The organism is Dyella silvatica, assembly GCF_026283955.1.
GTDB classification, from domain to species: Bacteria; Pseudomonadota; Gammaproteobacteria; order Xanthomonadales; family Rhodanobacteraceae; genus Dyella_C; species Dyella_C silvatica.
In genome coordinates, this window is sequence record NZ_JAPDPE010000144.1 from 1 (window position 1) to 12,248 (window position 12,248).

At 54.4% G+C, this 12,248-nt stretch carries 11 protein-coding genes and 1 pseudogene; 2 read left to right on the plus strand and 10 right to left on the minus strand.

What is annotated here, in order from left to right; all coding sequences use genetic code 11:
* The coding region (locus tag OUZ52_RS20365; RefSeq protein WP_266160391.1) for an LTA synthase family protein at window positions 1–1,091 on the plus strand (1,091 nt) is incomplete at its 5' end.
* Window positions 1,092–1,412: 321 nt separating this feature from the next.
* On the plus strand, window positions 1,413–1,709 hold the full coding sequence (locus OUZ52_RS20370; RefSeq protein WP_266160392.1) for a hypothetical protein: 297 nt from the start codon (window positions 1,413–1,415) through the stop codon (window positions 1,707–1,709).
* 235 nt (window positions 1,710–1,944) lie between these two features.
* Here OUZ52_RS20370 and OUZ52_RS20375 read toward each other — a convergent pair whose 3' ends face one another.
* The 10 genes and pseudogenes from OUZ52_RS20375 to OUZ52_RS20420 form a co-directional block, all read right to left on the minus strand.
* Window positions 1,945–2,823, minus strand: coding sequence for a hypothetical protein (locus OUZ52_RS20375; protein WP_266160393.1), 879 nt, complete (start codon window positions 2,821–2,823; stop codon window positions 1,945–1,947).
* 120 nt (window positions 2,824–2,943) lie between these two features.
* Entirely contained in the window at window positions 2,944–4,995 is a 2,052-nt protein-coding gene (locus tag OUZ52_RS20380) for an ORC-CDC6 family AAA ATPase (protein ID WP_266160394.1), read from the minus strand.
* A gap of 5 nt (window positions 4,996–5,000) precedes the next feature.
* Window positions 5,001–5,969, minus strand: a complete 969-nt coding sequence (locus OUZ52_RS20385) for a phosphoribosyltransferase-like protein (RefSeq protein WP_266160395.1) — start codon at window positions 5,967–5,969, stop codon at window positions 5,001–5,003.
* A 12-nt stretch (window positions 5,970–5,981) separates the two neighbouring features.
* Window positions 5,982–7,160, minus strand: a complete 1,179-nt coding sequence (locus OUZ52_RS20390) for a DNA cytosine methyltransferase (protein ID WP_266160396.1) — start codon at window positions 7,158–7,160, stop codon at window positions 5,982–5,984.
* Window positions 7,161–7,362: 202 nt separating this feature from the next.
* A complete protein-coding gene (locus OUZ52_RS20395) occupies window positions 7,363–7,605 on the minus strand; it encodes a hypothetical protein (protein WP_266160397.1) in 243 nt (80 codons plus the stop codon).
* A gap of 196 nt (window positions 7,606–7,801) precedes the next feature.
* Window positions 7,802–8,125, minus strand: coding sequence for a hypothetical protein (locus OUZ52_RS20400; RefSeq protein WP_266160398.1), 324 nt, complete (start codon window positions 8,123–8,125; stop codon window positions 7,802–7,804).
* Between the two features lie 192 nt (window positions 8,126–8,317).
* Complete coding sequence (groL, locus tag OUZ52_RS20405; protein ID WP_266160399.1) at window positions 8,318–9,964, minus strand: chaperonin GroEL; 1,647 nt, start codon at window positions 9,962–9,964, stop codon at window positions 8,318–8,320.
* A gap of 128 nt (window positions 9,965–10,092) precedes the next feature.
* Window positions 10,093–10,386 (minus strand): co-chaperone GroES, encoded by a 294-nt coding sequence (locus OUZ52_RS20410; RefSeq protein WP_114845312.1) that lies wholly within the window; start codon window positions 10,384–10,386, stop codon window positions 10,093–10,095.
* Window positions 10,387–10,872: 486 nt separating this feature from the next.
* Entirely contained in the window at window positions 10,873–11,289 is a 417-nt protein-coding gene (locus OUZ52_RS20415) for a hypothetical protein (RefSeq protein ID WP_266160400.1), read from the minus strand.
* Window positions 11,286–12,248: pseudogene (locus OUZ52_RS20420) on the minus strand (hypothetical protein); the annotation flags it as partial. The gene OUZ52_RS20415 and the pseudogene OUZ52_RS20420, both read right to left, overlap by 4 nt.

Here is a 12,248-nt window from a genome sequence, read left to right on the forward strand (position 1 = left end):
GCATTCTCAAGGGTTACGAACATAGCGACTTCCTGCCCAATCTGCGCCGCCTGGCGGCCGAAGGCAGCAGCGGCCCGCTGCACGTGCCGACGTTCGGCGGCGGCACGATTCGCACTGAATTCGAAGTGCTTACCGGTTTGTCGCTGCGCTATTTCGATGATTTGCAATTTCCGTATTTGCAAATGAACAGCAAAGTGGTACCCGGCATGGTGCGCACGCTACGCGCGCATGGCTACGCAACGATGGCCTTGCATGGCAACGACCCTTCGTTCTGGAATCGCCACACCGCGTTCAAGGCGATCGGCTTCGATCGCTTCGTATCGAAGTCGGCGTTTCCGCACGATGCCGCCAACGACGGGCAGTACATGTCCGACCACGCGATGACTAACGAAATCCTGGCGCAATTGAAGAACGCCGGGCCACCACAGTTTCTGTTTGCCATCAGCATCGAGGCGCACGGCCCCTACGACAGCAGCCCAGGCATCGACACCGCCGAGCGCGACGCGATTCCAGTGCCGCAAGGTGTCACCGGCAAAGACAAACTCGAACTGCAAAATTACCTCTACCACATCGGTCATGCCGATCAGGAGCTTGGCCGCCTGGCTGATCAATTAGCCAAGCGCGAGCGACCGACCCTGTTGCTGTTTTACGGCGATCACCTGCCGGCGCTGGGCGGCACCTACAACACGGCGGGCTTCGTCGATGGCAAAGACATGCTTAGCCAGGCCGGCACCTGGCTGCTGGTCAATCCACGCAACCCAGGTCAGGCAGAACAGCTGGATCTCGCTTCCTGGATGCTGCCCGGCAAGTTGCTCGAACAGGCGGGCATTCATGACGATGCCTATTTTGCGTTGACCCAGGTGCTGGCACCGCAGCTGGCGACGTTGACTCATGCACCCGGCGCCACAGCAGCTGCTGAAGATACGCCCGAGCGGCATCTCGACAGCGCCATGGCCAACGTTGCCCTGCTACGACTCAAGGGCAAGCTCGATGCCTTATTGCCGAAAACCGGGTTGCTGCCGCAGGAAAACGGCATAGCCACTGAGGACCCGCATCCCGGCGCAGCAGCGGCAGCGGGCGTGCATCAATAGCTTCGAGTCTTTCTGCTCCAAGCATTGTGCAATCGCAGCAAAGCAATCGCCCGCACGACACGCACCCTTGCCTGTGTCGAGATCGTCATCTGCTTGGTCATCGACCTGTCATCGCGCTGCAGTGTGCTTGCGCCGAGAATCAAGAGATCCCCACACCAGTTTTACGTTGTCGACAAGCGCGGATTCAGTGAGCTGTCTATCCGTTAAAGAAATTTGTCCTAGGTCTGTTTTGTTCAGCAATCAGTAGGCAGCTGACCTCTAACTTTCACCCCAGCCACGGACACCGATGTCCTGGCATCCTCACTCTCTGGAGTTTGTCCCATGCGTAAGACCATGCTTGCCGCTTTCGTCGTCGCCGCTTCCATCCTGACCGTTCCGGCCTTTGCGCAGCAGAGCACCACCCCGGCTGCCGCTCCGACCGCTGCCGCTGCTCCGGCCGCTCACGACGCGATGAAATCCGATGCCATGAAGTCTGCAGATTCGGCCGCCGCCCCGGCGAGCGACGCTGCTGCCACCAAGCCGGCTCACAAGGCCAAGGCTCACAAGACTCACAAGGCCAAGAAAGCCGCCGCTACCGACGCAGCTGCTCCGGCCGAAGCTCCGGCCGCTGGCAACTAAGCCTAGGCTATAAGCCGTACGCTTCAGCTCACGCTGTAAGCCAAAACCCCGGGAGGCAACTCCCGGGGTTTTTTCATGGGCAAAGCAAACATCGTACGCATGCCGGCTGGATACGCCGCCTGCCCGGTGGCATCGGCAACAAAAGATCAAAAGGACCTTGCGTTCTATCGCACAGATCGAAGCCGTTTCGACGACTACTAGTCAGTCCAAGACGCGCTCTTGCTCTGCCTCGATATCAAAGGTAGTTCACGCCATTTCGCCTTAAACAGTAGGCAAATATTTCCACCTCACCGTTGACATTTCGGCCGATCCCAACAGAATAATCTGGCCGGTACGTTCTGGGTTGCGCGTAGAGAATCTGCGCATTGTCTCCCAATTTTCGATATGCCATGCCCATAGCAATGGAATGGGGCTTTGGGCCAAGCGCAATCATATCGACGCAATTATCGACGTCTCCACCTAGACTACATAGCCAGTCATACGCGGCGAACATGTCCATTGCATGGATTCGTTGAATGATTGGAGATGCTAATCCACTCGGTATCAACTTCCGCAACAACCCCCAATTTCGACGGGCTGCAGGAGATCCAGGAGGAAACGGAAACAGAAAATTCAAGTGAGGAGGCTGGACTTGTTTAATCAGCTCATCGATATCAAATCCAACATAACCCACGCCAACCACCAGCGTCTCCGCTTTTTTGGACGAAATCCTTGAGTATGAAGGGATGGCTTCAATGGGATTGAAATCCTGACACAGCGGACCTTCCGGATACGTTCCAGCCCTTGCGTAACAAACGATCAGGTCCTTCAGCGTCTCTTTAGCAAGAAGACGAGCCAACAGAAATAGGAACACACGCTTTGGCAATGCAGTCACATCCAGAATAACGGATTGACAGTTAGGTAACGCGTGGTTGATTGCGTCGTTCCAAGAACCCACCTCAGCCAACAATTCGGACCTGATCACCTCTGCCCGCGGCAGTGCTTGAGAAATCCTCTTTTCTCTATCGTCCGTTAAGCCCTCAATTTCCTCAGTGAACCTATTGGGAGGATCTGCAACGCGAAAAATTGCCGCCCTGTTCATCTTCATTTTCTGGGCTGCAAACCATTCGGGCAAAGCTATGCATCTCTCCTCAAACGAGGCGCACCCAACTATGTCCCAAGACCGCATACCTATCTTAGGAAATAACCAGCTTGCAGTCCCCCAAGGTCTCACCTGAGCCATTTCCTAGCTCCTTTAGAAAAGCTGTGTCTGCTTCGAGTTAGACGACTTCTTTTTTGTAATCCTCTTCTTGACCTTAAGCATGCCCTTATCCTCTTCCGACCGCGCACCGCGAAACCGTTGTTCCAGCTCTTCAACGCTTGTGTAAATCGGCTCCTTTGTCCTGACATAGGGAATTCGAAAATACGGACACAATAACGGATGCAAATACCACTTTTTCCGTGGCTTCTGATCCTTCATTTTTGTCGTGTGGTCCGACTCGATCAGGTCCCCATGGTCTAGAGAATTCTTAATTATCTGCACAATATCGGACTGGCTCTCCAAATCACTTCTGAGAAGTGAAAAGCCGTTGTGCCCTGGATTGGATAGAGCACGGTCCTCTCTTATTGATTTCGCGAACCAAGAACCTAGCGCACTGATGAAGGCAGTTCGTCGGTCTCCGTCAAGACCTTCTCTTAACTTATCAAACCAAATTTTGCTGGCCTCGTTTATACCGATGATCTGTTCTTCAATCCAAATCGATGGAGGCCCCTCTAACTCCGCCAAATCTTTATCAGAAACATTCCTAAGCCACGCACTCCATATCGCTCTGCATATGGACATAAACGACAAGATATTAGATCCGGCCAAATCTATGATGTTTTGCTTCCCGCACCACACTAAGGCTTGGATAGCGGCTCCCGCCATCTGAATCAATGCGGCTTCGTTGCGTTCCTTGACCCAATACCTAGCCGCATGCTCCATCCACGGATATCCAGCAACCAGATCTCGATTCCTATGAAAGTTCTTTTTTTGCTGAAGTTCTTGACGAAGCCAGACCCCACCCAGTTTTGCTTGAAGGAAATCCCCCTTCCTCCAAAGCGCCTCTAACTCGACCTTCCATTTGGGATCCCAGTCCTTGGGAATTTTTAGGAGAGGCTTCTCGGGCTTTCCGTAACGCGATGCACGTTCACGAGCAGGAAGAGATGATCCGAAGACCGTCTCCAATGGCCGAGCCATCTGCTCTTCGGTCAACTCAAAACTGCTTGCTTTGAGTCTCCTACGAAAGACATCTTCTGCAAAATTGTCAAAAGGTGTTCCGACCCTTTTATTTTCCGGGCGTCGAAACACTTCTTCCAAGTTGATGTAAATGTAGTCACGCATATGCTCAAGCGCGGCACCACTACCCCATATGCCAACCTCTTCACTCCAAGCGTAGTACCTTGTTCCGACCCGATAGGAGACTCTGCTATCACGCAGTGCAAGCAGGCCGTTTATGACCTTCCTAAAGATGTCTCCATATCGTGATGTCCTTTCCAACGCATAAAGTTCTTCATGCTGATCTATACGTAAGAAGAACAAGGTCTTGGATGGAATAATTCCTGTATCACGTAGCGCCTCTGCCAACACAATCATCGGCTCACCGATGACAGTCTTTGTTTGGTCTACATCCTTATCCAATTTATCGTGATGAAAATTAAAGTATCGCCGATATGCTTGAAGACGTTCGGACACACGTTTTGACACATCATCCAACGACTTACATTTGGAAAAATATCCAAACAGTGCGTTTGAACTCGAAAGCTTCTCGACGAAGTTTCGTTCATTGTCATCACTGAGCTTGATTTCAATCTGGCTTTTCAGGCACCCGTCCTTAGCCTGCTCTTTCGCCAAGAGTGTGACGTTGAAGAGCATATCTTGGACAAGCACATAATTTACGTAATCGGCGAAGGTGGCGGCGGCCCAGTTCTCACGCCTATCCTCGGGAATTTCAGAAAGCCTCGACGCAACAATTTTTGCATTGTCCCTGATAAGGTGTATTCCAGCCGCTATGAACGTCGTCCCATTACCAGCCCAAGGATATTTCTCCCCACTACTTCTTTCATAAGCAATCCGAGTGGTGGTACTAAGCAAGTTGAGCAGCATGCTCTTTCCGCTGCCTTGAGTACCACGGACTACGACGTTGGTGGTCCCAAAAAGCTCATCCATGTTTTTAACAACGAATGGACTGAACATCTGAACAAATTCACTCGGATTCAGAATCTCAGTCAGCCACAGATCGTGGAATGGGTTGTCGTGACGTTCCATTTGCCTTACACCCTAGCGCGCCGAGGAAAGATCGGTTTCCAAGCAATACCACTCGCGTGATACATCGGTGGCGTATTGTTTGGACAGTTGCTATAGAGGACGACCAAACTTCCTGTCCCCTTCCATCCATACTCCTCTCCATCCATCGGACGAGCTATCTTTTTGTACCCTACTTTCATTGCCGACCTAAGCTCTTCAAACAACTTAGGCTGACCTTGAACCGGTTTCTTTTGAATCAAACAAGTCTCGCTGACGATCAACCCCGGCTCATATCTGACGTTCTTAAGCTTATGAGTCTTGATCGCCGATAAAATCTTTGTGTTACCGGGTGCGCAAACAATCAAGGGAACTGCAAGTATTGGGCCTGAAAAAACGGATGCAGCGAATTTCAATGCCTCAACGAACTGTCCTCCAGACCCAACAAAATCTTCCAAAATGACAAGCGAACTTATCTTCTCTTTCTGCACAAATTTTTGAATTTTTTCTTTGCTACCAAACTCTGCGAGACTCATCCAGTCTGGCCGGGGAGACTTACCTGTTAAGCCGGAGATGTGTAGAAAACCATTGATACGAAGGCTATCAGTGGCCGGGCATAACCAGCAGCCTGTCAGTTCTTGATCAAGCTGCCTCGAATAACCTCGGGAAAATATGTCGATGTTCGCAATGTCGACCAACCATCGTTTGATGACGTTCTCGGTCACATGACGATACAACTCGTCAAATTCGCTCTGGCCTGCAAAAAATAGATATTCAAGCGATCTGAACGCCGCCCACTTATGAGATTCTTTATCGAAGCAACCAAGCCAATCATCGAGCCGATTCAAGAAATTTCTGGATACTCTGTTGGAGTGATGACGAGTCGGCTCATACTGATTGTAGAGTTGGATAGCCAACGACTCGTACAGACCACGCAAATATATTGAATGTCTCGAGTACTTTTGACTTAAGTTCCAGACGTCGATTTGTGTCGACACACCAAACTCCTTTCAGAGAACTTCTCTTACGGCCTTTGCGATCATCCATCCCATCGGCGGCGGCACAGCATTGCCAACCATTTTGTACTGGTCCTTAGTCAGACCATTAAAGACATAGTTGTCCGGAAAGCCTTGAATTCTGGCAGCCTCCCTCACCGTGAACCCCCGGTGATGACTAGGGTGCAAAAAGTAGCGAGGATCTCCAAATTTCGTATCGACGGTGAAGGAGTCGCCATTGCTTTTAAGTCGTCGGTACTTTCCATTGAATGCATGCTTTAGGTCCACATTATCCTTGACCATCTTCAAGTAACCTTTTTTCACCAGGCTATTGATGTCACGAATGGCCGTCTTTCCTATCGCACCAATCAAAAGGTCTGTACTGACGGGATCAGCATCACCAAAATCACGTGACCTCACGCGCCGCCGAATTTGCATGATTTCCAACAGCACGCTCTTTTCGCGTTCTGTTGTCTTGCCAAAAACTTCCGGAATATCCCAAGTGTGTACGGCGTTGGTACCACCGCGCACATCACAGAGCTTCTGACCTTGCGCAATTCTCTGAGCGATTCGATGCTCGTCAGAATCCTTCTTCAACAATGAAGGATGATGATTGTTGGTGCCTCGGATATTGCTCAACACGGAAGCAAGCGTGACCCTCTCTTCCGATGCACCGATTGGATGTGGGTCTTTCTTTGTCTTCCATGCAAGGACAATGACCCGGCGACGGGTCTGCGGTATGCCACAGTCTCGCGCATCAACCACTTGCGTGACAGTCTTGTAACCAGCGGCCTTTAATTTCTTGCAAGCATCGTCCCAATAGATGCGATGTTCACCGGAGAGGAGCCCAAGCACATTCTCCAGAACGATGACTTTCGGGTCCAAATCGATGGATGTTTTTATCGCCGCATCCAATAGTTTGTTCCGTGGGTCATCTATTTTTCGCTTCCCGGCAGTTGAGAATCCCTGACAAGGTGAACCCGCGATCACGACGTCGCACTTTCTAATATTTGAGGGTAGCCGCGCAGTCGACAGATCCCAAACCTCGGCATGGTCGCCGATGTTGTCTCTATAGTTTTCGACCGCTGCATTCCAATTATCAAAGGCAGCTACTGGCTCGAACCCGGCTTGCACGAAGCCAAGGTCCATACCGCCACAACCTGCAAACAGAGAAACGAACTTCGGTGTTGCCATCGACGGGTTATGACCTGATTACAGATTGGGAGAAAAAAGCCATTTGCCGTTGCCCATAGTCATGGAAGGCAGGCCATCTTAAATCCCGTTCTAAGGTGTTCACATGAAGCCCCGTCAAAATGGTTTAAGTGGCTGTTTTTCTTGTGGAACGTTAAAAGTGTGAGTATGCAGGCTTCTGACTTCAGGTTCAAAGGGTAGGGCGTTATACTCGGCGCTTGGCCAGCACTCCGGTAACGGTATCCTGCGCGTGGAGCAGGGCAGATCCATGCTTTTCCACTGAGACGTCGACGAAGCCCAGTTCTCGCAGCAGGAAAATTCCTTCGACAGCCATGGGCCAGGACCAGTTCGAAAGCCTCGACTGGCTTGCCATCGATCCGTCGGTCGACCGCCCCATGAACCTAATAAGCCCATTGTGCCAGTTGATATCAAGCTGACAAGTGGACATGCGACTGCTCCGACTTGCCCCCGCCTTAGCGCCTCTACGACCTCCAATGTTCCCTGAAAAAGAGCCTGGATAGCCAGCGTCCCTTTCTAGGGATTCAATCTTCGATAGCTCAGAGAGTGCCTGCAAGGAAGTGGCTCGCCGGGGCTGTTGCTCCAGAACTGCTCTAATCCAATAACCGTCCTCTGGCGGGGACGGTTCAGGGGGTATGCAGACCATCCACGGAGATCAGGCGATCGGCCATTCCGACCAACCACAGCGGGCCGCCAATTCTCTCGAAGGGGCTATCGTAATCGCACACCAGGTCGTTTTTGCTCTTATGAAAGTGCGCTCGGCTAAAGGTCGCAAAGGAATGCACGTAAGCATTTGTCGCATGGTTAAAGAAGCAAACTATGCGGAGAGCACTCACGTTGCGCACAAATACGTCCTCATAAATCCCCGTGCCCAGATGAGCTCTGTCGCCATCGGGGCTCGGTAAATTAAAAAAACTTACCCGGCGCTTCCTCCCAATCGCGTCGGACATAGCGACCACTCCCAATCTAAGCAGGTCAAGCGCCGTCAGACGAAATGACGCACAAATCATTAATTTATCTAGAGATTCTTGTGATATACACCCCAAGTTGTCTTGGGGCATTCGCTACAAAATGGCAGCCACGCAAAAAGAAAACCCCGCACAAGGCGGGGTCTTCTTAAAGTGCTACGTGGAAAGCAGGACTTAGAAGTCCATACCGCCCATGCCGCCCATGCCACCCTGACCACCGCCATGAGCATGGCCGTCGTCTTTCTTCGGCAGCTCAACCACCAGCGCTTCGCTGGTGATCAGCAAGCCAGCCACCGATGCAGCGTGCTGCAGGGCCGTGCGGGTCACCTTGGTCGGATCCAGGATGCCCAGGGCAACCATGTCGCCGAACTCGCCGGTGGCAGCGTTGTAGCCGAAGTTGCCGCTGCCTTCCTTGACCTTGTTGAGGATCACGGACGGCTCATCGCCAGCGTTGGCAACGATAGCGCGCAGCGGCGCTTCCAATGCACGACGGGTGATGGCAATGCCCAGGTCCTGGTCGGTGTTGTCGCCCTTCAGGCCTTCGACAGCCTTCAGCGAGCGGATCAACGCCACGCCACCGCCCGGCACCACGCCTTCTTCGACGGCTGCACGGGTAGCGTGCAGAGCATCTTCAACGCGGGCTTTCTTCTCTTTCATCTCAACTTCGGTCGCAGCGCCCACCTTGATGACGGCAACGCCGCCAGCCAGCTTGGCCACGCGCTCTTGCAGCTTCTCGCGGTCGTAGTCCGAAGAGGTCTCTTCGATCTGCGCCTTGATCTGGCCGATGCGCGACTGGATGCGCTCGGCTTCGCCGGCACCGTCGATGATGGTGGTGTTTTCCTTGGTGATGACAACGCGCTTGGCGCGGCCGAGGTCGGCGATGGTCGCCTTCTCGAGGGCCAGGCCCACTTCTTCGGAAATCACCTGGCCATTGGTCAGGATCGCGATGTCTTCCAGGATCGCCTTGCGACGGTCGCCGAAGCCCGGCGCCTTCACGGCAGCAACCTTGACGATGCCGCGGATGGTGTTGACCACCAGGGTAGCCAGCGCTTCGCCTTCGACTTCTTCGGCGACGATCAGCAACGGCTTACCGGCCTTGGCGACGGCTTCCAGCACCGGCAGCAGCTCACGGACGTTGGAAACTTTCTTGTCGTGGATCAGGATGAATGGGTCATCCAATTCAACCTGCTGCGACTGCTGGTTGTTGATGAAGTACGGCGACAGGTAGCCGCGATCGAACTGCATGCCTTCGACCACGTCGAGTTCGTTCTCGAGGCCCGAACCTTCTTCAACCGTGATCACGCCTTCTTTGCCGACCTTCTTCATCGCGGTGGCGATGATGTCGCCGATGTTGGTGTCGGAGTTGGCCGAAATGGTACCGACCTGGGCAATCGCCTTGTCGTCAGCGGTCGGATTGGAGAGCTTCTTCAGCTCGCCGACGGCAGCGATGACGGCCTTGTCGATGCCGCGCTTCAGATCCATCGGGTTGATGCCGGCGGCAACAGCCTTGAGGCCTTCCTGGATGAACGCCTGAGCCAGCACGGTCGCGGTGGTGGTGCCGTCGCCAGCGACGTCGGACGTCTTGGAAGCGGCTTCCTTGACGATCTGCGCGCCGAGGTTCTCGTACTTGTCAGCCAGCTCGATCTCTTTGGCGACGGACACGCCGTCCTTGGTGATCGTCGGCGCGCCGAAGCTCTTCTCGAGCACGACGTTGCGGCCCTTCGGGCCCAGCGTGACCTTGACCGCATTGGCCAGGGTGTTCACACCTTTGAGGATGCGCGAGCGGGCGTCTTCGCCGAAGCGTACTTCTTTAGCTGCCATGATTTTTAATCTCTGAGAATTTGGGAATAGAAGATGAGACGGTCAGAGCAAGGGCCGGGGTAAGTGGATTGCGGTGCGCGGTTGCATCACGCGGTGCCCTATTCCACTGCCCCCTGCGGCCCGGCTACTCAGCCTTCGATGATCGCAACGATGTCGTCTTCTTTCAGGAAGACCAGCTCTTCGCCGTCGATCTTGATTTCCTGGCCGGCGTATTTGCCGAACAGCACAGTGTCGCCTTCCTTCACGCCCATCGGACGGAGGGTGCCACCAGCCAGGATCAGGCCGTTGCCAGCTGCGATGACCTTGCCGCGAGTCGGCTTCTCGGTGGCGCTATCGGGAATAACGATACCGCCGGCGGAGACACGCTCCTCTTCCAGGCGCTTGACGATGACGCGATCGTGCAGCGGACGCAGTTTGCTCATGATTAGCTCCAGCAATGGATTGAGGTGATTGGAAAAAGTTGAGACCCGGAGCGGCATCTTAGACGCTTTGTTAGCACTCAGGGTTGGTGAGTGCTAATTCTAGCGACGCAAAAATCCCCTGCAAGTGCGAGAGGAGCCGATTCCTGCGACCTGCACAAGCTAGTGGGGGAGCGAATGGAGGGTTTCAAGTGCTTGGATGATCGCCACATGTCACACAAGCGATTGTCTGGGCCGCATCGCGCGGCGTCACCCCATTGACCCGGAACGACGCCCAGGAGGCCATATAAAACAGTCACTTGACCCATGCCCGCAGGTCAGCGCTGGCTCCGGCCATCCCCTTTGGCAGCCATGCCGGCCTCGCAAGCGGCTTAAGCCAGCTCGAAAAGCCCGACATGAACCCTCGCCGCCGCCCGGATCAAAGCGCCCAAAGCAGGGCGAGGGATCATTGCACCGGGCATCCCCGGCGCCGATAAGCAAGGCTGTCGCTTAAGCCGGATTGGGCTCGTTTGTCACCTGGGGGTCGACGCTGAGCATGACCAGCTTCTGCGTGTCCTGGATCTGCAAGGCCACATTGATCAGGAAAGCTTCCTGGTTGAGATGCATCACCTGGATATAACGCCCTACCGTCGGGCCGATCTGCAGCAGTTGCGGCCGATACAGCGAATCGGACGAGTACAAGCCGGTAAATCCGAGCTCCGCCGGGCTATCTGGAGACAATTGGTAGCCGATGATGGTGCGGCTCTGCGTCACATGGACCACTTCCGGATAGCAGGTGTACTGATAGACGCCCGAACCCGCATTACCTCCCACCCCCACATGAGTAATCCTGACCATGACGGGGATATAGACATCCCCGAGGGTGATGCTATTGGTGAAACCGCTCTCTTGTGCCTGTTCTTTCATTTCGACGAACTCCTTCCTGGTTGATAAAGCAACGGTGGATTGATCGGCTGTCGGTAACCCAGCGACTTCAGCCGATGGATAAAAGGCGCTGCCTGATCGTCACGATGCAGACTGATCAGGACATGCACCCAAGGCTCGAGAATTCGCGGATCGCTGCTGTCGGCGACAAGATCGGCAAGCACGTCGGCGGCGTGCTGCCACGCACGTGCCGCCGCATCGCCCGCGCCGCTGACCTGCTCCACTTCGCCCAGCGCAATCAATGACTGGGCAAGCGCCCCGCGATTGACCGGATTGGCGCCAAGCTTGGCCTGCAACTGCTCGACCATGGCGACGGCAGCAACCGCCTCGCGCCGCGCAACGCCGGTTTGTCCGTGTTGCGCCAGGGCCATCGCCAGATAGCGATGCGCCAGGGCCAGATGCAATTGCCAGTCGGTCACCGTGGCGTCTTGCTTGAGCAAATGTTCCAGCGACGAAATCGCTTCGGTCAGCAGCGGCGTGGCCAGATCAGACTCGCGCATAAGCAGATGGAGTCCGCCTTGCTCGATATTCGCCACCGCCAGACTGTGCTGCCAGGTGCGGCTATCGGCTTGCTTCTCGACCAGATTGGCGAGTATGGCGTGCGCATCCTGGTAGTGACTTCGCGCCGTGACGAAGTCGCCCGTCAACACCGCGAGACCGGCGATATGGCTGAGCGCAAGGGCTTCGCGGTATCGCCACAAGGCAGCGCTGGGATCGGCGATGCGCGCGTGGCTCAGCGCCTCGAACTCTTGTCGGTAGTAATCGCCCGCATCCGCCAGCCGGCCACGATTCTGGTAATTGGTGCCGACCCAGGAAAGGCTGTCGGCCAGCTCGACTGCCACGCTGTCGTTGGCCGGCTGCACGCTCAATACCTTTCGCTTGAGCTCGATCGAACGCTGGAAAGCGGCGATCGCCTCATCCTGGCGCGCATGCGCCGAGGC

Excerpts from the sequence above, each read along its gene's own strand:
- OUZ52_RS20390 (WP_266160396.1), bottom strand. The coding sequence starts at position 7,160 with ATGGCAACACCGAAGTTCGTTTCTCTGTTTGCAGGTTGTGGCGGTATG.
- OUZ52_RS20380 (WP_266160394.1), bottom strand. The coding sequence starts at position 4,995 with ATGGAACGTCACGACAACCCATTCCACGATCTGTGGCTGACTGAGATT.
- groL (WP_266160399.1), bottom strand. The coding sequence starts at position 9,964 with ATGGCAGCTAAAGAAGTACGCTTCGGCGAAGACGCCCGCTCGCGCATC.
- OUZ52_RS20370 (WP_266160392.1), top strand. The coding sequence starts at position 1,413 with ATGCGTAAGACCATGCTTGCCGCTTTCGTCGTCGCCGCTTCCATCCTG.
- OUZ52_RS20395 (WP_266160397.1), bottom strand. The coding sequence starts at position 7,605 with ATGTCCACTTGTCAGCTTGATATCAACTGGCACAATGGGCTTATTAGG.
- OUZ52_RS20415 (WP_266160400.1), bottom strand. The coding sequence starts at position 11,289 with ATGAAAGAACAGGCACAAGAGAGCGGTTTCACCAATAGCATCACCCTC.
- OUZ52_RS20410 (WP_114845312.1), bottom strand. The coding sequence starts at position 10,386 with ATGAGCAAACTGCGTCCGCTGCACGATCGCGTCATCGTCAAGCGCCTG.
- OUZ52_RS20400 (WP_266160398.1), bottom strand. The coding sequence starts at position 8,125 with ATGTCCGACGCGATTGGGAGGAAGCGCCGGGTAAGTTTTTTTAATTTA.